Genomic DNA, 20,887 nt, shown 5'->3' with positions numbered 1-20,887 from the left:
GCGATGGACCCCAAGTTGCTGAAATATTACAACCGCGAGCTGCAATACGTGCGCGAAGTCGGTGCGGAATTCGCGGCCGAATATCCCAAGATTGCCAGCCGTCTCGGTCTAGACACTTTCGAATGCTCCGATCCCTATGTCGAACGCTTGTTCGAAGGCTTCGCCTTTATGGCGGCGCGGGTGCAGCTTAAGGTCGATGCCGAGTTTCCCAATTTTACTCAGCAATTGCTGCAAATCGTTTACCCGCATTATTTGTCGGCAACGCCGTCGATGGCTGTCGTCGAGTTCAAACCGGATTTTGCCGAAGCGGCCTTGGCCGACGGTGCGACGATTCCCAAGGGGACGGTGCTGCGTTCGCAAATTGCCAAGGGCGAACAGACGGCTTGTGAATATCGCACCTCGCAAGCGGTGGAATTGTTGCCGCTACAGATTGGCCAACTCGAATACCTGCCGACCCTGGCGGCGGTTTCGAGTCATGGCGTGTCGGCCGGCAAATATGCCGTGCCGGTCAAGGCGGCCTTTCGCATCGTGCTACGCAGCTTGGGCGGCGCCAAATTCAATAAAATCGCGCTCGACCGCTTGCCGCTGTTTCTGCGCGGGGCCGGCAATATTCCCTATCGGCTCTACGAACAATTGTTGGCCAATGTCGTCGGCATCGCCGGAAAGCACACCCGAGCCAATGCTTCCACGGTGCGTTATTTGGACGGTGGTCGTCATTGGGTGCGAGGAATGGGCTTCGAGCCGGAAGAGGCCTTACTGCAACAAACGCCGAGGTCGTTCGACGGCTACCGGATTTTGCAGGAATATTTCGCGTTTCCGGAGCGGTATCTGTTTATCGAATTGGATGGCTTGACCGAACTGGCGGCGGCTTGCGACGGCGAGGAACTCGAATTGTTCGTGTTGCTGGACCGTAGCGACGCTCAGTTGATTAACGTGCTGGATCAAAACAATCTAGCCTTATTTTGCGCGCCGGCCATCAATTTGTTCCCGAAGCGGACCGATCGGTTGCAGATCGATCAGCGCCAATCCGAATATCACATTGTCGTCGACCGCAGTCGCCCGATGGATTACGAAGTCTACAGCGTCGCCGAAGTGACCGGTTATAGCAAGGATCAGGGCAGCGAACGCGCGTTCCTGCCGTTCTACGGCTCGAAAACCGCTTACCAGGGTCACGGCGAGACCGCCTTCTACTCGCTCAGGCGCGTGAAACGGGTGCTGTCATCGAGACAGCGGCGTAAGGGCGTGCGCTCCAGCTATATCGGCAGCGAGGTGTTCGTCGCGTTGGTGGACGCCGCCGAAGCGCCGTATGCCGGCAATTTGGCGCAATTGGGGCTGGAGACGCTATGCACCAATCGAGACTTGCCGTTGGTGATGCCGGTCGGTCTCGGCGATACCGATTTTACGTTGCAGATTAGCGCCCCAGTCAAGGCGATACGTTGCATCGTCGGGCCTACCCGGCCGTTGCCGGCGGCCTACGAAGCGGACTCGGTCTGGCGTTTGGTAAACCATTTATCGCTGAATTATCTGTCGCTGATCGATACCGATCCGAAAGTCGGCGCCGGCGCGTTACGCGAACTATTAAGTCTGTACGCCGACCAGCGCGAGCCGGCGGTCAAAAAGCAGATCGAGGGGGTGATCTCGGTCAACGCTAGAAACGTGGTCAGGCGTATCGACGCCAACGGGCCGATGGTCTTCGGCCGCGGGCTGGAAATTACCGTGGTGTTGGACGAGTCCGCCTTCGAGGGCGGCGGTTATTTTCTGCTGGGTACGGTACTGGAACGCTTCTTCAGCCGCTATGTGTCGATCAATTCGTTCGTCGAAACCGTGATTCGCAGCACCGATAGAGGCGAGGTGGCGCGTTGGCCTGCGAGGATGGGATGTCGTCACACGATTTAATGGCCGAATTGATCAAGGACGCGTCGCGATTCGATTTTTTCGAGGCGATGCGCTTGATCGAGTGCGCCAATCCCGACAAGCCTCGGCTGGGAACCAGCGTTAAAGCCGTGGACGATCCGGTGCATTTGTCGCAAGAGCCGGAGTTGGAATTCCCGGCTTCGACGGTGGCTCGCTACCACGCCGACGGCGCCAAGCCGCGCTTGGCGGTGAATTTCATGGGTTTGTTCGGTCCCAACGGACCGTTACCCTTGCATTTGACCGAGTACGCCCGCGAACGTCTCCGGCATCATCACGACCCGACCTTCGCGCGCTTTGTCGACGTGTTTCACCACCGGATGATAGGCCTGTTCTACCGGGCCTGGGCCAATGCTCGGCCGGAGGTGAGCTACGACAGGCCCGAGACCGACCGCTTCGGTTTCTACGTGGCGGCCTTGCAAGGCACGGCCGGCAACGCTTTTCAGGATCGCGACGCGCTGCCGGATCGGGCTCGGCTATTTTATGCCGGCCATTTTTCGGGACAGGCCAAGCATCCGGATGGGTTGCGGTCTATTCTTTCCGATATTTTGCGGGTTCCGGTGCGGATCGCCGAATTCGTCGGCGAATGGATGGATATACAGCCGCGCGAACAGACTCGTCTGGGCTTGAGCATGGTCACCGCCGCGCTGGGACAGTCCGCCGTGATCGGTGCCAGCGTGTTCGGTTGTCAGCACAAGTTCAGAGTCGTGCTGGGGCCGTTGCCGTTGGTTTTGTATTTGGCGCTGCTGCCGGGCGGGATCTTGCTGCCGCAACTGGTGGCCATCGTCCGGCAATACGCCGGCGACGAGTGGGTGTGGGATGCTCAACTGAGTTTGCAGGCCGATCAAGTGCCGGCCGAGCTCTGCTTGGGGCAACCGGCCCAGCCGGCGGTTCTGGCCGAGCGCGGTGGCGGGCAGCTGGGCTGGAGTCTGTGGTTGGGGCCGCGCTCGACCTGCGCCGATGCCGACGATTTAACGCTTAACCCGTTCATCGCCGCTGTCGGCGCCCGATGAGCGATACCTAAAACGATAACGATGGGAACCAACGATGGCGGAAATTAGCCGAGTCAAGCTGTTCGGGAAGTTAAACAAGGTTTGCTACAAAGCCGTGGAAAGCGCGACGGTGTTTTGCAAATTACGCGGTAACCCTTATGTCGAACTGGTGCATTGGTTGAGCCAGTTGCTGCAATTGCCGGACTCCGATATTCACCGTCTGCTCAAGCATTACGGCTTGGACGGTTCGGTGATCGCCAAGGAAGTGACAGCGGCGTTGGACAAATTGCCCCGCGGTTCCACCGCCATTTCCGACTTCTCGCCGCACATTGAGGACAGTGTCGAGCGCGGCTGGGTTTACGGCACCTTGCTGTATGGCGAAAATCAAGTGCGTAGCGGGCATCTGTTGATCGGCATGTTGAAAACCAAGGCGCTACGCAACGAATTGATCGGCATTTCCCGCGAGTTCGACAAACTGAAACCGGACACCGTTACCGACGAATTTCCGAAAATCACCGCCGGTTCCCCGGAAGAAGGTTTGGCGGCCAGCGACGGCTCGCATATCGCCGCGACGCCCGGCGAGGCCAGCGGCGCGATCGCGCCGGCGGCGATGGGCAAGCAAGAAGCATTGAAGCAGTTTACCGTCGATCTGACCGAACAGGCCCGTAACGGCAAGATCGATCCGATTGTCGGTCGCGACGAGGAAATCCGCCAGGTTATCGACATCCTGATGCGCCGCCGCCAGAACAACCCGATCCTGACCGGCGAGGCGGGCGTCGGCAAGACCGCCGTCGTCGAGGGCTTCGCGCTGAAAATCGTTGCCGGCGACGTGCCACCGTCGTTGCGGGACGTCAGTTTGCGCACCTTGGATGTCGGCTTGCTGCAAGCCGGCGCCAGCATGAAGGGCGAATTCGAAAACCGTTTGCGTCAAGTGATCGAAGAAGTTCAGGCTTCGCCGAAACCGATCATTTTGTTCATCGACGAAGCCCATACCCTGGTAGGCGCCGGCGGCGCGGCGGGTACCGGCGACGCGGCCAACCTGCTGAAACCGGCCTTGGCGCGCGGCGCATTGCGTACCGTGGCGGCCACAACCTGGGCCGAATACAAAAAACATATCGAAAAAGATCCGGCCTTGACCCGCCGCTTTCAAGTCGTGCAAGTTCACGAACCCGACGAAGCCAAAGCCATCGGCATGATGCGCGGTGTCGTATCGGTGCAGGAGAAGCACCATCAAGTCTTGATTCTGGACGAGGCGCTGGAAGCCGCCGTCAAACTGTCGCATCGCTACATTCCGGCTCGGCAATTGCCGGATAAGGCGGTCAGCTTGCTGGATACCGCCTGCGCCCGCGTCGGCGTCAGTCAACACGCGGTGCCTGCCGAAGTCGACGATTGCCGCAAGCGCATCGACGCGCTGGAAACCGAACTGGCGATCATCGGCCGTGAAAAAGCGGTCGGCGTCGAAGTGGCGGGGCGCGAGGAACTGGCCAACGAAAAACTGGCGGCCGAACGCGAGCGCCTAGTCGGTTTGGAGGAGCGCTGGAATGCGGAGAAAGCATTGGTCGAACAGATTCTGGCGCTGCGCGGCAAGCTACGCGCCGCCGGGCACGCGGTGGACGGGGCTAGTGACGCCGAGGCCGGCGGCGAGGATCGCGACGCATTGCTCGCCGAATTGAAAGCCCTGCAAGCGCAGTTGCACGAACAACAAGGCGAATCGCCGTTGATTCTGCCGACCGTCGACCATCAGGCCGTCGCCTCGGTGGTACAGGATTGGACCGGCATTCCGGTCGGCCGGATGGTCAAAAACGAAATCGAGACCGTGCTGAAATTGGCGGACAATCTGGAGCAGCGCATCATCGGCCAACGCCACGCGTTGGAGATGATCGCCAAGCGCATCCAGACCTCGCGCGCCGGTCTCGACAACCCCAACAAACCGATCGGCGTGTTCATGTTGGCGGGTACCTCCGGCGTCGGCAAGACCGAAACCGCGCTGGCGCTGGCCGAGGCCTTGTACGGCGGCGAGCAAAACGTCATCACCATCAACATGAGCGAATATCAGGAAGCGCATACCGTCTCCACATTGAAAGGCGCGCCTCCCGGCTACGTCGGTTACGGCGAGGGCGGCGTATTGACTGAAGCGGTGCGGCGGCGGCCCTACAGCGTGGTGTTGCTGGACGAGGTGGAAAAAGCCCATCCGGATGTCCACGAAATCTTCTTCCAGGTGTTCGACAAGGGCTGGATGGAAGACGGCGAGGGCCGGGTCATCGATTTCAAGAACACGCTGATCCTGCTGACCACCAACGCCGGTACCGATTTGATCGCGAACCTGTGCAAGGACCCGGATCTAATGCCGGAACCGGAAGGCATCGCCAAAGCCTTGCGCGAGCCCTTGTTGAAAGTGTTCCCGCCGGCGCTGCTGGGCCGTCTGGTTGTGATTCCGTACTACCCGCTCAGCGACGAAATGATAGGTGCGATCGCTCGCTTGCAGCTAAATCGCATCAAAAAACGCGTCGAGGAATCCCACAAAGTGCCGTTCAGCTACGACGACGAGGTCATTAAACTCATCGCCAGCCGCTGCACAGAACTGGAAAGCGGCGGTCGAATGATAGACGCGATCCTGACCAATACCGTGTTGCCGAAAATCAGCGAGGAATTTTTGATCCGGATGATGGAAGGCACGCCGATCGAGCGGGTGCATGTCAAGGTCGAGGACGGGGAGTTTGGGTATGGGTTCCAGTGAATGGCCAAATCGGGTAGATATTATTTATTAATAAGTACTATTTGAAAATTGTGGCTAATTGAATATGTAGTGGAAATATCCATTCTTGAATATTGTTTTATTCAGGAGTGTTTCGCCTCGGGCTAGCAAGAGGTTTCAATTTCTGGGCTGAAGAATATTAGGGGGGATGATGTGTGACTTTGTCGATTTTAGTTGGGGGCGGTTGCCCAAATACTATTTGAATGCGCAGGTTGATAAACCGGATGCGAATATGTATTTCTATGAGTTGGAAACGCCTATTAAGGGCGGGAAGGGATTTTTGGTCGATGATGAGAAAATATCGGCGTTTGGGCGAACCGGCCAAAATAAGATCCAAAAGCCGCTTCATATTAACGTGACAAGGCAAAAGCATAGCTTTCAGGCTGGTTTTCATTTGACGTGGAAGATTAGAGGTGTTGGTGGTTTTCCTGGTATGCAAAAAGCATATTTTTTCTGGGATCTCGTGCCTGCTAGAAATGGGAATAGATCATTTGAGTACCGAAGTGGGAATGCCGGGAAGGTTTGTGTATCGGCAAATGGGTTCTACGAAGGAACTGATTCTCCGTTCGACGAGGCTTCGGACGCAAAAGTGTTAGAAGAACACTCCTTTAGAATAGCGTATGGATTCATTGAAAAAATTTGTAAATTAAATGGAGATATAATACATCCTGATTTGGCTTAATGAGCAATCTGGATGAAGCCTAATGATAGTCTGAGTAAGGGCTCTTCAAAATTGGCGGGGCTGATTAATAGATTATTCGATCGAGGCCTTTTTCTGAAATCGCACTAAATAAAAAGAAATATATTCAGCTAGTGGTCGGTATAGAGTATGGTTGCGAATTTTTTGGTGCTAATAAACCAGAGGGGGCTGCTGTTCGGATGCATTTAAGCGAATAAGCTAATAGAGAAGTTTAAAAGCCTAGTGCTTTGGAGTGTCTACGGGCGCTGTTTCTTTAGATATTTTCAATAAATCGAGTTTTAGGTAGTCTCTGATTTATTCGCAATATTAAATTTCAATAACAATTAAATCAATGGCTTAAGCATCAATTTGTCTTGAAAAACTGAATTAATCAGAAGTTCCTTAGGCGCTTGGTTTTAAAGGTGTAGTGCTTTTGTTAAATGATTTCGGCGCCTACGCAGTAGGATACTGAGGGACATGTCACTGTGCTAAGTCTTTTTAAAATTATCCTCTTTCTTGGTCGAAAGATATATATGGGAGTCTGTTCATGCAAATGAGCAAAACGTTGGTACTTAACACGCTTTCCGGTTTAGGGGCTACCAATAATAATTGGGGTATTTGTGGAATCAATGCTTGCATGATGTTGCTGTTTGATTTTAGAGCCGGGCCGAGGAGACGTGAACTAATCAATCATACGCAATTTCATACGGTATTGATTGCCATCAGCAAATGGTTGGAAAAAATCGAGCAAACGGGTGACCCAATTAAGCAGAGTATCATCGCGTTTGCCGGCGATTTCGGTATGCCGAATGGGACTAAGTTGGTGTGGGACTATCAAAAAACCAGGGGAGAAATCCTGAAGGTTTTGTCTGGTGACAAATCTCAAGTCACCGAAGAGAATTTAGCGAAATTGGAAATTAATCTTCCGCTGCCGCCGGAAGCCGTGACGCACTTTTTAAATAGCATGTATGGCGTGGACGCCGCTTGGGAATCAACGAGTAGTCAGACGGCAACCGGTATTATCGGTGTCAAGAGTCCTTTAGCAAAAGGCAATACCAGTTATGGCGGATTGGGGCATTGGATTTATGGCGGAAGAGGTAAGTATTATACTTGGGGCTCGGGATACGACTCTATTAAAGAAATAAAGCCTTGGGATTTTGAAGCCGTGTATAGGGTTTATTTGAAGAGTAATTTGAACGTTAGGACGACAACCCAATCTCTGGGCTAGATTTGTCGATGTTTTGGGTTTGTCCTTGCGGAGTTAGACAAATGGTTCCACGACTCGGGTGTTTTCGGTGGGGGCGTAAATTACGATTGTTGTGTTATTTCTGGGTTCAGACTGAGTGACTCAATTGAGGTGGGGTAGCGTTAAATGGATTTCTTGTTTCTTTAATATGGTGCGTGTTTTAAAAATTATATATTCGGAGCAGTTAGATGGCTAATTGGATTATTTCTTGTCACGGTTACAGCGACGTTAAGTCAGGGAACAAATTAGCGCTTACCACGAGACAATCTTACGAGAATTGCGCTATACCCATGGGTGTCGAGTTGGTGACTTATACCGAGCAAGACCAGAATCTTTCGATGGCCGATGGTTGGGATCTTTGGACTAAACTGACCGGCAATCAGGAAGCGGCCGCTTATGCTCTTAGGCATAAAGGTAAAAAATGGCCGACGTCGATCATCAATTACGGTCTTAGTGGTCCCCACGACGCTTCGGATTACCAAGGGTGGCTTGATGCAAACGGCGACTACGCGTGCGGATTGTTTGAAGTTGGTAACCGGCAGCCGTTTTGGGCATTTCAAATTGGCGTGCAGGTTACCACGCTAAAGGATGTATTAAATCAAGCTAAGACGGCGAAGGTTGCCCGCGTTTATTATCTGGCCTGCCAGGAGTTGGGGTAGGCTTTTCGAACGTAGTGAGAATTGGCTGAATCGACTACGGAAAATGTAGTTCGTTGCTGGGCAAATTGAATTTTGAACGGATGGAAAGGCGACGAAACACCGTTGTTTGCTTGTTCGATGATTGGAAGGTTACGTTTCCATTTTCCCCACATATACAATCGACCGAAGAAAATATATGGCCACCTGCTTGGACTACGCAAAAATCGCCATCGCCGCTTATTACAAAAGCGCCAACCAATATTACGCCGAACCTCCCGGTCATATGGTGGACGATTGGCAGGTGCAGAAATGGGAATCGGGGACTTGGTACGGCGATGGTTTTCAAGGCGGCATATGGTGCAATAGCACCGACGTCGTGGTTGGTTGCTGCGGCACGAATCCGGGGCAAAAAGGAAAACTATTCTCCGATATTGGGGCGGACCTGAGAATCGGTTTGCGCATCCTGCCCAACCAATGTTCGTCGGCGCGGCAGATGCTGAAGGCCGCCAAGCAAATCGCCAACGGCCGGCGGTTGTCGTTAACCGGCCATTCGTTGGGCGGCGGTTTGGCGCAAGTGGTTGGCGTTTGGGAAGGCGTGCCGTTCGTGACCTTCAATGCGCCGGCGATGGCGCAAGTGATTAAGGCCGCGCACGTGAATATTCTAAAACCGCAAATGATGATTCGGACTTGGCAATCGAAAAGTGCGTCCGATTGCCCCGGCGTCAATTTTCGGATCGCCGGCGATCTAGTCAGCATCGAAGGTCTGGCCGGCGATCATGTCGGCATGGTGGTCGATTTGCCCAATGCCACCGGCGGCGGCGCTCACGGCAAAACCAATTGCTGGCAGGCGGTTTTGCAGACCGATTGGGCGAATATCGATCCTTTCGAAGCACTGTAATGTTCGGCGCTCGTTAAGCGTGCCCGGAGTGGCTCGAGAAATGCCAAGCAAGTGTTGATTTCGCTTACCGGGATGACTTTTTGCAATCATTCGCCATCGGATTAGATCGACGTCGGCGACAGGAGACAACATGACAGGTGCGGTTACTTTACAAAAAGTGACGATACCCAAGGCGGTGCAAATCTGCCAGGATATTCAGCTCGACCCGGCGGCGATGCAATGCCTGGCGGCCGACACGACGCCGGTGGCGTTTTTGTTGGCTTTGATCGAACTGAAACTATTTCCGGACGCCGTACGTTTTCTGGCCCGGGCCTTGCCCAAGCGCGAGGCGGCCTGGTGGGCCTGTGTCTGCGCGCGTAGCTCGATTGACGACAAAACGCCGCCTGAAGTCGTAAAGGCTCTGGAGGCCGCCGAGCTTTGGGTTTACAAACCGACCGAGCCCAACCGGCGCAACGCGAACGCGGCCGCTCACAGCGCGTCGTTCGAGAATCCGGCGGCTTGGGCGGCGATGGCCGCGTTCTGGAGCGACGGCAGCATGGCGCCGGAAGACGCGCCGTCGGTTCCGCCCGCCGATAACTTGACCGCCAAGGCCGTCGCCGGAGCGGTGATGCTGGCGGCGGTGCTCACTTATCCGGAGAAGGCCCAGGAGAAATACCGGTTTTTCCTGGAACAAGGCATCGACATCGCCAACGGCGGCAACGGCCGCATTTGGCAACCGACTTAATCAGGAGTAAAACCATGGGTCAGCCCGCCGCGCGCATCACCGATATGCATGTTTGCCCGATGTTTACCGGTCCGGTGCCGCACGTCGGCGGTCCGATATTGCCGCCGGGCGCGCCTACCGTGTTGATCGGCAAGATGCCGGCGGCGCGCGCGACCGACATGGCCGTCTGCGTCGGTCCGCCCGATACCATCGTCAAGGGCTCGGCGACGGTGATGATTGCCAACATGCCGGCCGCCAGGATGGGCGATAGTTGCGCTCACGGCGGAACGATCATCCTGGGCTGCCCAACGGTATTGATTGGCGGTTGATTCGCGCTCCAACCATTAAAACAGCGTTAGTTTTAGGATTTCAACATGGCTCTCATACAATCTCAACGTGCCGCAAAGGTGACTACCGCGCTCGGCGAAGGAGCCTTCGTGCTTTACCGGATGACCGGCACCGAACCGGTCAGCCGGTTGTTCGAATACGAGCTGGAATTACTGAGCGAAAGCGAAACTCTGGATTCTCAGGCCTTACTCGGTACCGGAGTGACGGTCGAACTGGCGCTGGAAGACAATGCCAGCCGGATCTTCAACGGTATCGTTACCCGGGTAAATCAGTTCGGCATGATAGGCGATTTGTATTACTATCGAGCCACCGTGCATCCCAAGCTATGGTTGCTGACGCGGGCCGCCAATTGTCGGGTGTTATCGCCGGCCATCGACGCCGATAGCGGTGCCAGCGAAGCCGCGCCGACCACGGTGCCGGAGATTGTCAAGAAAGTCTTGGCCCAGCACCAAGTCACCGATGTCGTCCTGGATTTGCAGGAGACCTATCAGCCGCGCGAATTTTGCGTGCAATATCGGGAGACCGATTTCAATTTCATCAGCCGACTTCTGGAAGAAGAAGGTATCTATTATTACCACCAACATTCCACCACCGGCCATACTCTGGTGTTATGCGACAACATGCTCGCCCACTTGCCCAGGCCGGTTAGCTCGACCGTCAAGTACTACCCGCTGGCGAATCAAGGGGGGCGCGACGAGGAACACATGTTCGAATGGAGCATTAGCCGGCAAATCCAAACCGGCAAGTACTCGTTGAACGACTACAACTTCGAGACTCCCTCCGCCGATTTAAAAAACTCGACCACCATCGCGGGGACGCATGCCGGCGCGGACAAGGAGGTTTACGATTACCCCGGCGAATTTGCCGTGGGATCGGCCGGCGAGCGCTATTCCAAATTGCGGATGGAAGAAGTCCGCGCCGAACATGAACAAATCGTCGCCAGGGGTAATGTGCGAAATTTGGCGACCGGCTTGACCTTTACCTTGTCGCAATTCCCGCGCGACGATCAAAACCGCGAATATCTGGTTTTGGCCACGCAATTTCAGATTCAGAACAACGATTTCGGCGCGGGCGGCGCTGGCGATCCCGAAGAGTTTCAATGCACGTACACCTTGATCCCGACCAGCTACGTGTACCGTCCGCCCAGGATGACCAGAGTCCCCGTGGTACAGGGCGTGCAGACCGCCGTGGTGGTCGGCGCGGACGGAGACGAAATCCTGACCGACTCGTATGGTCGGGTCAAAATCCAGTTTTATTGGGATAGATTGGGTGTCAGAAACGAAAACAGCTCTTGCTGGGTTAGGGTCGCGCAAATCTGGGCCGGTAAGAACTGGGGTGGAATATTCATTCCGCGGGTTGGTCAGGAAGTGATCGTCGATTTTCTGGAAGGCAATCCGGACGCGCCGATCATTACCGGCCGGGTGTATAACAACGAAAATATGCCGCCCTACGCTCTGGATGCCAACAAGACGCAGAGCGGCATCAAAACGCGCAGCACGCCGGGAGGCTCCGACCAAAACTTTAACGAAATCCGCTTCGAGGACAAGAAAGACGAAGAAGAACTTTACGTCCACGCCGAGAAGAATTGCACCCGCATCGTCGAGAACAACGACGTCCAAAAAATCGGCTTCGAAAAGACAGACGCCGGCGACCAGACGATAGACATATACAATCACCGCACCGTCACGCTGGATCAAGGCAACGATACGCTGACGATCAAAACCGGCAACCGCGTGGTCGAGGTCAAGCAAGGTAACGATAATTTGACCATCAGCACCGGCAATCGAACCGTCAAGCTCGATCAAGGTAACGATGATCTGACGATTAGTTCGGGAAACCGGACCGTATCGCTGGGCACGGGCAATCTGACGGTGAAATTGGATGCCGGTAGTATTTCGAACGAGGCCGCGCAGGCCATCGAGCTCAAGGTGGGGTCCAACAGCGTTAAGATCGATCAGAGCGGCGTGACGATCAAGGGTGTGATGGTTAAGATTGAAGCCGATGCGCAGGCCGAGCTGAAAAGCCCGATGACGACGGTCAGTGGCGACGGCATGATGACGGTCAAGGGCGGCATGGTGATGATCAACTGAGGCGGTCGCCGGCAACCTTGTTCGGTTCCGTTCGGAAATGGTTGCGCCAATTCATACTCACGATCATGAAAATACGGCATCGTCCCGGAACATGAAAGCCAGTGGAGTGGGAGCGGCTTTAGCCGCGATTGACAGGGCTCCGACCCTGGATTCGGTAGCGGCTCCTCTGACTTTTATATTACCGCTCGGGCGAGAAGGAATACCCGCAATGCATACATCGGTAACGGACCGCCAAAATCCCTCAATGTTGAAATTCGATCCCATCCAGGCTCTGTCGTGTTTCATTCGACAAGCCGGGAGCTTCGACCGTGACTAGCTCTCGCGATCCCCGACCAACCGGCGCGGAACTCAAGCCCCGCAATTTGAACGACGGTACCACGACTCGCGACTTGTCGCCGCGGCCATTACCGGTCGGCGTCAAGTCGGCCAAACCCGGCGCTAGCCTTAAGTCGCCCCGCGTCCGCGCCGCGAAATCCGCGCCACCGACGCTCAAGCAGGGCCAGCAAGGCGACGACGTTCGCCGCCTGCAACGATTACTTAATGCCTGTCTGAAGCCCAGTCCGCAGTTGGACGATGGCATTTTTAATTTGGCCACGCTGCAAGCCGTGCGGCAATTTCAAACCGGCGTTGGCCTGACCGCCGACGGCATTGTCGGCATCGACACCTGGTTTTATTTGTTCAAGGGCGAATCGGTTCAAGGCGCGGCGTTGGCGGCGCCCAAGCCGGTTGCTCCCGGCAACGTGACGGCCGTATCGGCGGTGCCGGTCAAGCCCGGCGTCGCGGACTGGCCGCTGGCCGATAAATTTGCCGAGGTACTGCGCCGCACCTTGCCGTTGTTGCCGGCCGGCGTGCGTGGCGAATTCGAGGCGATGATTAGCCCGGAAAATTTGGGGATTACCGCCGGTGTATTGGTGGTTTGGGCTGGCTCGCATGCGTTTGGCGTTGGCGAGGTGGTCGATGTCGTGATGCTGATCGGCGGCGCGTTTTTCCTGGGAATGGCGGTATTCGACGTGGCGGCCGATATTGGCGACTTCTTGACGTTGACGATAGACGCCGGCAGCGACCGCGAACTCGACGAAGCCGCCCGTCACCTAGCGAGCGTGATCGCGGTGATCGGCGTCGCGGCGTTCTTTGCGCTGTTGGCGAAGGTGCGGGCCATGAAAGGACGTAAGGGGCAGGCAAGGGTGTCGGCGTCCGAGTCGCCCGGCAACGCCGTCACGCCCTCGGAAGCCGCACGCGGATCGGGCGGTACCGGCAACGCGAAGAGCCGAAGCCCAGCGCCACCGGCCGATGCGAATTCAGGACCGCCGACGTCCAATCAGACGGCCAATACTCCGAGCAATTTATGCAAGAAAGAAGGTTGCCCGATCAGCATGGTCACCGGCGAGGAAATGCTGGAAAAGGTCGACTTTACCTGGGAAGGTCCGCTACCTCTCGACTGGCGACGGTTTTACCGTAGCGGCCAGTCCGACATCGACCGGCAACTGGGTTACGGTTGGCTGACGCCGCTGGACGAATGGCTGGAAATCGGCCAACGCGCAACCTTTTGCAATGCCGACGGCCAACGCATCGATTTGCCGCTGCCAGCGGTGGGTGGCTACAGCATCAATCTGCCGGAACAATTGCGCTTGTACCGGGAAAATGATCATTTTCGCCTGGTCGAGCAAAGCGGATTGGCGAAAACCTTCACCGGTCGGTCTGGCCGTTGCCCTCTGCGGGCCTGGCACAACAGCCAGGGCCAAAGCCTGTATTTTCATCGCGACGCCAACGGTGATGTCGAGCGCATCTCCTCTAGCTGGAACAAACATTTACTGTTCGAGCGCCAAGGCCGGCGCATTGTCGGGATTCGTCCCGGCAAACGACACGGAAGCGGATTCGCAGCGGCCGGCGAGCCGCTGGTGAGCTATCGGTATAGCGACGCAGGCGATTTAATCGGTGCTCGCGACCGGCTCGAGCAAGGCGAAACCTACGCCTATCGCAATCATGTCATCGCCCGCCGTACTCTGGCTAGCGGCTTTAACTTTTATTTCGAATGGGATCAAGACACGCCGCAAGGCAAATGTCTGCACAACTGGGGCGATAACGGCGTTTACGATTACCGCTTCGAATGGTTGCCGGACGGCGTCAGTCATGCCATCGACTCGCGCGGCGGCGTCGCGGTGTATCGGCACGATCCGCAAGGTTTGTTGCTGCTGGAACGTAGCCCGGAAGGCCGCGAAACCCGCCACAGTTACAATGTCGATAACCAACTGGCGCAAACCGTGGCGCCGGACGGCGGTATCACCCGGTTTAGCTACGATAAGGAAGGCCGCTTGGTCGGAGTATCCGATGCGCTGGGTTTTAGCCAGCGCGTCAAATACGACAAACAAGGCAATCCGGTCGAACTGATCGATGCCTTGGATCAGCGTTGGCTACGCCGCTACGACGCCAGCGGCCGACTGGAAGAAATCGTTGCCGCCAACGGCGCGATCACCCAATACCAATACAATGCCCAAGGCGTGCCGGTACGCATCACCGATGCGCTGGGCCGGACGCGCTCGCTGTTGTGGGACGAACAGTTGCGCCTGGTCGGCGAGATCGGCTTCGACGGCATCAAGACCCGCTACCAATACGACGATGACGATCGTATCGTCGCCATCGTCGATCAGGACAAACGCACCACGCGTTACGGCTACGACGCGGCCGGCCGCGTTACCGCAGTGCAACACGCGGACGGCAGCACCGTGCAACTGCGCTACAACGCCGCCGGTTTATTGACCCACTACATCGACGGCCTCGGCCACACCACCGAATACCGCTACGACGACGGCCTATCCCAACCCACCGCCCGCATCGATCCGCTGGGCCACGAAATGCGTTATCGCTACGACAGCGAACGCAACCTGATCGGCCTGATCAACCCGAAAGGCGAAACCTACAGCCTTAACTACGACCGCGACGAAAATCTGATCGAAGAAATCGGCTTCGACGGCCGCATCCAACGCTACCGCTACAACGCCGCCGGCGCGCTGGAAGCCTACCTGCAACCCGGCGCCGACGGCGATTGGAGCGTCACCCGCTTCGAACGCGACCGTCTCGGTCGGCTGCTAAAAAGCGTGCCGCCGACGGCAGCCTGAGCCAATACGGCTACGATCCGCTGGGCCGCTTGCAACTAGCCAAAAATGCCGACAGCCTAGTGCTGTTGGGTTACAACGCCCTGGGCCAGATCAACCAGGAAAACCAGAACGGCGCCATCGTCCGCCACAAATACGACTTGCTGGGCCGGCGCATCCACACCGAAACACCGGACCGGCATCGCATCGACTACCGTTTCGGCGAGCGTTACCTGGACAGCATCGAATTCGACCGCCAAACCCTCACCAGCCACCGCTACGACGAACTGGGCCGGGAAATCGGCCGTAGCCAAGGCCAACTCAACACCGACTACGACTACGATCCGCTGGGGCGTTTGTTGCAGCAACGCGCCGCGCTCAAAGGCCAAGCGGTGCTCATCGGTCGCCAGTACAACTACGATGCGGCCGGTAAGCTCCGCGAACTGGACGACCTGCGCCAGGGCCGCAGCCAATACCACTACGATCCCGCCGCCCGGCTGATACGTAGCGAAGGCCTTAGCCCGGAAAGCTTCGTCCACGATCCGGCCGGCAACCTGCTGGGCGTCAGCGCCGAAGCTGGCCGAATCGAAGGCGACCGCTTGCTGATGATGGGCGACCGCCACTACGCCTACGACGTCGCCGGCAACCTGATCGAAGAAAAACGCGGCAAGGCCGGCCACATCGTCACCCGCTACCAGTACGATAGCGACAACCGCCTGATTCGCGCGGACACCCCGCAAGGCATCACCCAATACCGCTACGACGCCCTGGGCCGGCGCATTGCCAAACACACCGCGCAAGGCGAAACCCGCTTTCAATACGACGGCCCGCGCCTGCTGGCGGAAACCGATAGCCAGCGCAGCCGTACCTATCTGTTCGAACCCGGCAGCTTCCGGCCCTTGGCGCTGCACGAACAGGACAACACCCAAACCAGTGGCACCACCTACCACTACCACCTGGATCATCTCGGCACGCCCAGGGAGCTGACCGATACCGATGGCAGAATCGTCTGGTCCGCCCGCTACCGCGCCTACGGCAACCTGGCCCTGGCCGACGTCGAAGCCATCGACAACCCCCTGCGCTTTCAAGGCCAGTATTACGACGCAGAAACCGGCTTGCACTACAACCTGAACCGGTATTACGATCCTAATGTGGGGAGGTTTATTCATCAGGATCCGATTGGGTTGGAGGGTGGCACTAACGTTTACCGGTATGCGCCTAATCCTTTGAATTGGGTTGATCCTTTAGGCCTAGTTAATTTAAACACCAACTCGGCAACGGGAAATTTTGGAGTTTATGAAATTCAGATTGATGATGTGCTTTACAAATATGGGAAAGCTGACTTGAGTAGGGTAACGCAAAGCTCCGGCCTCCCTACTAGGTTGCATCAGCAAGTTGTAAAATTGGGAAAACAAAACCCCGATTCTGAGGTGGTTGGTAGAGTTATTGATAAAGGTATGTCTACGACAAAAGAGGCAAAGGCCGTGGAGACTAAGAAATTACAAGAGTATTTTGATCAGACTGGTAATATACCGGAAGGTAATAAGAAAAGCTTTAAGCCGACAAAAACTAAGGATTGTTGAAGCAATGAATATATCTACATGTCAAGTTTATCCGGAAGTTGATGTCAGTTATAAAATTCCTAGTTTTCTTATGAAAGAGTTGCGTAAAGGATTAAACTCCTTGGGTAAGGAAATAACTTCTTTTAAGGAAAAATTCAAAGGACAAGATTTTGAGCTTGGCATTGTTATTTCGGCAACGCGTGAAAAAGATAAGCCTTTAGTCATGGGGCCTACATTTTTTAATCGATATAGGCGTGTTGATTTTGTATTACATATTCCTTATAAAAAATTCGATAGCTCTTATGATGAGTTTTCTTATATTGTCGAAAACCTGCGAAGTGGATTGGTGAGTATTTTTGATAAATATAGTGAGGATAGCTCTGGTATAAATGAAGTCTTGCAGGGTATATTGGAAATGGCGCCGCATCCCTAAATCGGAATAGCCCGAATAGAAAGTGTTAGCGTCAGCCTAATCGCTGGCCTGGAAGTGTACTGATTCGCTGCAAAGTCCTGAATCAGAAAGTTTCGTCCTCGCTGGGCCGGCAACCTGATCGAAGAAAAGCGCGGCAAGGCCGGCCAAATCGTCACCCGCTACCAATACGACAGCGACAATCGCCTGATCTGCGCGGAAACCCCGCAAGGGACCGCCCGGTACCGCTACGACGCCCTGGGCCGGCGCATCGCCAAACACACCGCGCAAGGCGAAGCCCGTTTTCAATACGACTGCCCGCGCCTGCTGGCGGAAACCGATAGCCAGCGCAGCCGTACCTATTTATTCGAACCCGGCTGCTTCCGGCCCTTGGCGCTGCACGAACAAGACAACACCCAAGCCAGCGGCAGCACCTACCGCTACCACCAGGACCATCTCGGCACGCCTAGGGAACTGACCAACAACCAAGGCCACATCGTCTGGTCCGCCCGCTACCGCGCCTACGGCAACCTTCCTGGCAGCCGTCGAAGCCATCGACAACCCGCTACGTATCCAAGGCAAGTATTACGACCAAGAAACCGGTTTGCAGGACACGCTTACGCGGATGGGGTTTTGCCGGCGCGGCGGATATTCGAAACCGATCCGTCTGTATCGCTCCGAGAGCCGACTCGTAACGTGTTTTACGGTTAAAATACCTGTTCTGTTTTCAATGCAAGCTGATCCGACACACCTCATGGACAAAACCTATTCCCCGCACGCGATCGAACAACGCTGGTACCAACATTGGGAAGACAGCGGCTATTTTGCCGCCAAGCGCGAAGGCGCATCGTATTGCATCATGATTCCGCCGCCCAACGTCACCGGCAGCTTGCACATGGGGCATGCGTTTCAGGACACCATTATGGACGCCTTGACCCGTTACCACCGAATGAAGGGTTGCAACGCGTTGTGGCAGCCGGGTACCGACCATGCCGGTATCGCCACGCAAATGGTGGTGGAGCGCATCATTAACGCCGACGGCAAGACCCGCCACGATTACGGTCGCGACGCCTTCATCGAGAAAGTCTGGGAATGGAAGGAACAATCCGGCGGCACCATTACCCGCCAATTGCGGCGGATGGGTTCGTCGCTGGATTGGGAAAAAGAACGCTTCACGATGGACGACGGCATGTCGGCCGCGGTGCAGGAAGTGTTCATCAAATTGTACGAAGAGGGTTTGATCTATCGCGGTAAGCGTCTGGTGAACTGGGATCCGGTGTTGCACACCGCCGTCTCCGATCTGGAAGTATTGTCGGAAGAAGAAGCCGGCTCAATGTGGCACATGCGCTATCCGCTGTCCAACGGCACCGGTTATTTGATCGTAGCGACCACGCGCCCGGAAACCCTGCTCGGCGATGCGGCGGTGGCGGTGCATCCGGACGACGACCGTTACAAACATTTGATCGGCGAGTTGGTGGAACTGCCGCTGACCGGCCGCTTGATCCCGATCATCGCCGACGATTATGTCGATCCCGAATTCGGTACCGGTTGCGTCAAGATTACCCCGGCCCACGATTTCAATGATTACGAAGTTTGGTCGCGGCACAAGCAAATGACCGTCATCGCCGATCAGCCGCACGGCGGCTTGATCAACATCTTCACCGTCGACGCGGCGATCAGAGCCAACGATGATGGTTTTGCAATCCTTCCGGAAGCTTACGTCGGCCTGGACCGCTTCGAAGCCCGCAAACGCATCGTGGCCGATCTGGACGCCCAAGGCCTGCTGGAAAAAATCGCCGACCACAAACTGATGGTGCCGCGCGGCGACCGCACCGGTGCGGTGATCGAACCGTTTTTGACCAACCAGTGGTACGTCAAGATCGCGCCACTGGCCAAGCCGGCCATCGAAGCCGTCGAAACCGGCGCGATCAAATTCGTGCCGGACAACTGGAAAAACACTTATTTCGAATGGATGCGCAATATCCAGGACTGGTGTATCTCCCGGCAAATCTGGTGGGGTCACCGCATCCCGGCTTGGTACGACGACAAGGGCAACACCTATGTCGGTCACAACGAAGCCGAAATCCGCGCCAAGCACGGTTTGGCAGCCGATTACCCGCTGTTCCAAGACGAAGATGTGCTGGATACCTGGTTCTCGTCCGCGTTGTGGCCGTTCTCGACGCTGGGCTGGCCGGACAAAACGCCGGAACTGGCCGCGCATTATCCGACCAGCGTGTTGGTCACCGGCTTCGACATCATTTTCTTCTGGGTTGCCAGAATGATCATGATGGGCTTGAAATTCATGGGCGACGTGCCGTTCAAGGAAGTCTACATCCACGGTCTGGTGCGTGACGCCGAAGGCCAGAAGATGTCCAAGTCCAAGGGCAACGTACTCGACCCTATCGACATCATCGACGGCATCGAACTGGATGCGCTGGTGGAAAAACGCGTGTCGGGCATGATGCAACCCCATCTGGCCAAGAAAATCGAGCAAGCCACCCGCAAACAATTTCCGGACGGCATTCCGTCCTACGGCACCGACGCCTTGCGCTTTACCTTCGCTTCGCTAGCCTCGACCGGTCGCGACATTCGCTTCGATTTGCAGCGCACCGAAGGCTACCGCAACTTCTGCAACAAGCTGTGGAACGCGGCCCGCTACGTGTTGATGAACACTGAAGAGCAAGATAACGGCGTCGATTGCGCCGAGTGCCGCTACAGCCAGGCGGATTTGTGGATTTTGTCGCGGTTGAACAAAACGATAGCCGCAACCACGGATGCCATCGACAGCTACCGCTTCGACTTGGCCGCGCAAGCGATCTACGAGTTCACCTGGAACGAATACTGCGACTGGTATCTGGAGCTGGCGAAAATCTCGTTGCAAAGTGACGATGCACTATTGCAGCGTGGTACCCGGCAGACCCTGGTCAAGGTTCTGGAGACCGTGCTGCGCTTGGCGCACCCGATCATGCCGTTCATCACCGAGGAAATCTGGCAACGCGTAGCGCCGTTGGCCGGTGTCACCGCCGCGACTATCATGTTGCAATCCTATCCGGAAACGGATGCCGAAGCGGTTAACGCCGCCGCCGAAACTCAGGTGCAATGGGCGATGGCCTTCATTCTCGGCATCCGCCGTATCCGCGGTGAAATGAACATCGCACCGGGCAAGCCGCTGAACGTGTTGCTGCAAAACGGCTCGGCAACCGACCAAACCAATCTTAAAGAGCTGGAAAGCTATCTGTTAAAACTGGGCCGCCTGGAAAGCATCACTTGGTTGAACGCCGGCGACAATGCGCCGGAATCGGCGATTGCGCTGGTCGGCGATATGAAAATCCTGATCCCGATGGCCGGCTTGATCGACAAGGACGCCGAACTGGCAAGACTGGATAAAGAAATCCAGCGCATCGAAAAAGAACTGCCGCGCATCGAAGGTAAATTGGGCAACGCCGCCTTCGTCGACAAGGCGCCTGCCGACGTGATTGCCAAGGAACGGGAAAAACTGGCCGGTTTGCAGTCGTCGTTAACGAATCTGAAGGAACAGTACGCGAAGATCAACGCGCTGTAGCG

At 56.0% G+C, this 20,887-nt stretch carries 15 protein-coding genes; all 15 read left to right on the top strand.

Annotation, left to right across the window (positions count from 1 at the left end; genetic code table 11):
- Positions 1-3 precede the first annotated feature (3 nt).
- The 15 genes from tssF to ACP4CD_RS14945 all read left to right on the top strand — a co-directional run bounded on the left by tssF (position 4) and on the right by ACP4CD_RS14945 (position 20,885).
- A complete protein-coding gene (gene tssF / locus ACP4CD_RS15015) occupies positions 4-1,896 on the top strand; it encodes a type VI secretion system baseplate subunit TssF (RefSeq protein WP_426991489.1) in 1,893 nt (630 codons plus the stop codon).
- The gene (gene tssG, locus ACP4CD_RS15010) at positions 1,878-2,924 is read left to right on the top strand and encodes a type VI secretion system baseplate subunit TssG (protein WP_064029991.1); all 1,047 of its coding nucleotides are present in this window, start codon (positions 1,878-1,880) and stop codon (positions 2,922-2,924) included. Before tssF ends, tssG begins: the two co-directional genes overlap by 19 nt.
- Before the next feature lie 34 nt (positions 2,925-2,958).
- Positions 2,959-5,640, top strand: coding sequence for a type VI secretion system ATPase TssH (gene tssH, locus ACP4CD_RS15005; RefSeq protein ID WP_426991487.1), 2,682 nt, complete (start codon positions 2,959-2,961; stop codon positions 5,638-5,640).
- A 169-nt stretch (positions 5,641-5,809) separates the two neighbouring features.
- Complete coding sequence (locus ACP4CD_RS15000; protein WP_426991486.1) at positions 5,810-6,340, top strand: hypothetical protein; 531 nt, start codon at positions 5,810-5,812, stop codon at positions 6,338-6,340.
- Positions 6,341-6,884: 544 nt separating this feature from the next.
- Positions 6,885-7,565, top strand: coding sequence for a hypothetical protein (locus tag ACP4CD_RS14995; protein WP_313729234.1), 681 nt, complete (start codon positions 6,885-6,887; stop codon positions 7,563-7,565).
- Positions 7,566-7,771: 206 nt separating this feature from the next.
- Positions 7,772-8,242 (top strand): putative adhesin, encoded by a 471-nt coding sequence (locus tag ACP4CD_RS14990; protein ID WP_281022082.1) that lies wholly within the window; start codon positions 7,772-7,774, stop codon positions 8,240-8,242.
- 175 nt (positions 8,243-8,417) lie between these two features.
- On the top strand, positions 8,418-9,119 hold the full coding sequence (locus tag ACP4CD_RS14985) for a hypothetical protein (RefSeq protein ID WP_313729233.1): 702 nt from the start codon (positions 8,418-8,420) through the stop codon (positions 9,117-9,119).
- 130 nt (positions 9,120-9,249) lie between these two features.
- Positions 9,250-9,843, top strand: a complete 594-nt coding sequence (locus ACP4CD_RS14980; protein ID WP_064029981.1) for a DUF6931 family protein — start codon at positions 9,250-9,252, stop codon at positions 9,841-9,843.
- 14 nt (positions 9,844-9,857) lie between these two features.
- Positions 9,858-10,151: a PAAR domain-containing protein gene (locus ACP4CD_RS14975; RefSeq protein ID WP_064029979.1), complete on the top strand. Its 294-nt coding sequence runs from the start codon at positions 9,858-9,860 to the stop codon at positions 10,149-10,151.
- A gap of 45 nt (positions 10,152-10,196) precedes the next feature.
- On the top strand, positions 10,197-12,260 hold the full coding sequence (locus ACP4CD_RS14970) for a type VI secretion system Vgr family protein (RefSeq protein WP_426991485.1): 2,064 nt from the start codon (positions 10,197-10,199) through the stop codon (positions 12,258-12,260).
- A 308-nt stretch (positions 12,261-12,568) separates the two neighbouring features.
- Positions 12,569-15,376, top strand: coding sequence for a DUF6531 domain-containing protein (locus tag ACP4CD_RS14965; protein ID WP_426991484.1), 2,808 nt, complete (start codon positions 12,569-12,571; stop codon positions 15,374-15,376).
- A gap of 29 nt (positions 15,377-15,405) precedes the next feature.
- Positions 15,406-16,935, top strand: coding sequence for an RHS repeat domain-containing protein (locus ACP4CD_RS14960; protein WP_426991483.1), 1,530 nt, complete (start codon positions 15,406-15,408; stop codon positions 16,933-16,935).
- 4 nt (positions 16,936-16,939) lie between these two features.
- The gene (locus tag ACP4CD_RS14955; RefSeq protein ID WP_157197912.1) at positions 16,940-17,347 is read left to right on the top strand and encodes a hypothetical protein; all 408 of its coding nucleotides are present in this window, start codon (positions 16,940-16,942) and stop codon (positions 17,345-17,347) included.
- Between the two features lie 366 nt (positions 17,348-17,713).
- The gene (locus ACP4CD_RS14950) at positions 17,714-18,034 is read left to right on the top strand and encodes an RHS domain-containing protein (protein ID WP_231883694.1); all 321 of its coding nucleotides are present in this window, start codon (positions 17,714-17,716) and stop codon (positions 18,032-18,034) included.
- Positions 18,035-18,077: 43 nt separating this feature from the next.
- Positions 18,078-20,885 (top strand): valine--tRNA ligase, encoded by a 2,808-nt coding sequence (locus ACP4CD_RS14945; protein WP_426991482.1) that lies wholly within the window; start codon positions 18,078-18,080, stop codon positions 20,883-20,885.
- The last annotated feature ends 2 nt before the right edge of the window (positions 20,886-20,887 follow it).

The sequence above is a fragment of the Methylomonas stagni genome (genome assembly GCF_050154735.1).
In the GTDB taxonomy this organism is placed as follows: Bacteria; Pseudomonadota; Gammaproteobacteria; order Methylococcales; family Methylomonadaceae; genus Methylomonas; species Methylomonas koyamae_A.
The sequence above is the reverse complement of the archived record's forward strand: the minus strand, read 5'-3'. Positions and strand labels throughout refer to the sequence as shown.

Bases quoted from the DNA above. Each gene is read 5' to 3' on its own strand.
- tssF (WP_426991489.1), top strand. From the start codon at position 4: ATGGACCCCAAGTTGCTGAAATATTACAACCGCGAGCTGCAATACGTG.
- tssG (WP_064029991.1), top strand. From the start codon at position 1,878: ATGTCGTCACACGATTTAATGGCCGAATTGATCAAGGACGCGTCGCGA.
- tssH (WP_426991487.1), top strand. From the start codon at position 2,959: ATGGCGGAAATTAGCCGAGTCAAGCTGTTCGGGAAGTTAAACAAGGTT.
- ACP4CD_RS15000 (WP_426991486.1), top strand. From the start codon at position 5,810: ATGTGTGACTTTGTCGATTTTAGTTGGGGGCGGTTGCCCAAATACTAT.
- ACP4CD_RS14995 (WP_313729234.1), top strand. From the start codon at position 6,885: ATGCAAATGAGCAAAACGTTGGTACTTAACACGCTTTCCGGTTTAGGG.
- ACP4CD_RS14990 (WP_281022082.1), top strand. From the start codon at position 7,772: ATGGCTAATTGGATTATTTCTTGTCACGGTTACAGCGACGTTAAGTCA.
- ACP4CD_RS14985 (WP_313729233.1), top strand. From the start codon at position 8,418: ATGGCCACCTGCTTGGACTACGCAAAAATCGCCATCGCCGCTTATTAC.
- ACP4CD_RS14980 (WP_064029981.1), top strand. From the start codon at position 9,250: ATGACAGGTGCGGTTACTTTACAAAAAGTGACGATACCCAAGGCGGTG.
- ACP4CD_RS14975 (WP_064029979.1), top strand. From the start codon at position 9,858: ATGGGTCAGCCCGCCGCGCGCATCACCGATATGCATGTTTGCCCGATG.
- ACP4CD_RS14970 (WP_426991485.1), top strand. From the start codon at position 10,197: ATGGCTCTCATACAATCTCAACGTGCCGCAAAGGTGACTACCGCGCTC.
- ACP4CD_RS14955 (WP_157197912.1), top strand. From the start codon at position 16,940: ATGAATATATCTACATGTCAAGTTTATCCGGAAGTTGATGTCAGTTAT.
- ACP4CD_RS14945 (WP_426991482.1), top strand. From the start codon at position 18,078: ATGGACAAAACCTATTCCCCGCACGCGATCGAACAACGCTGGTACCAA.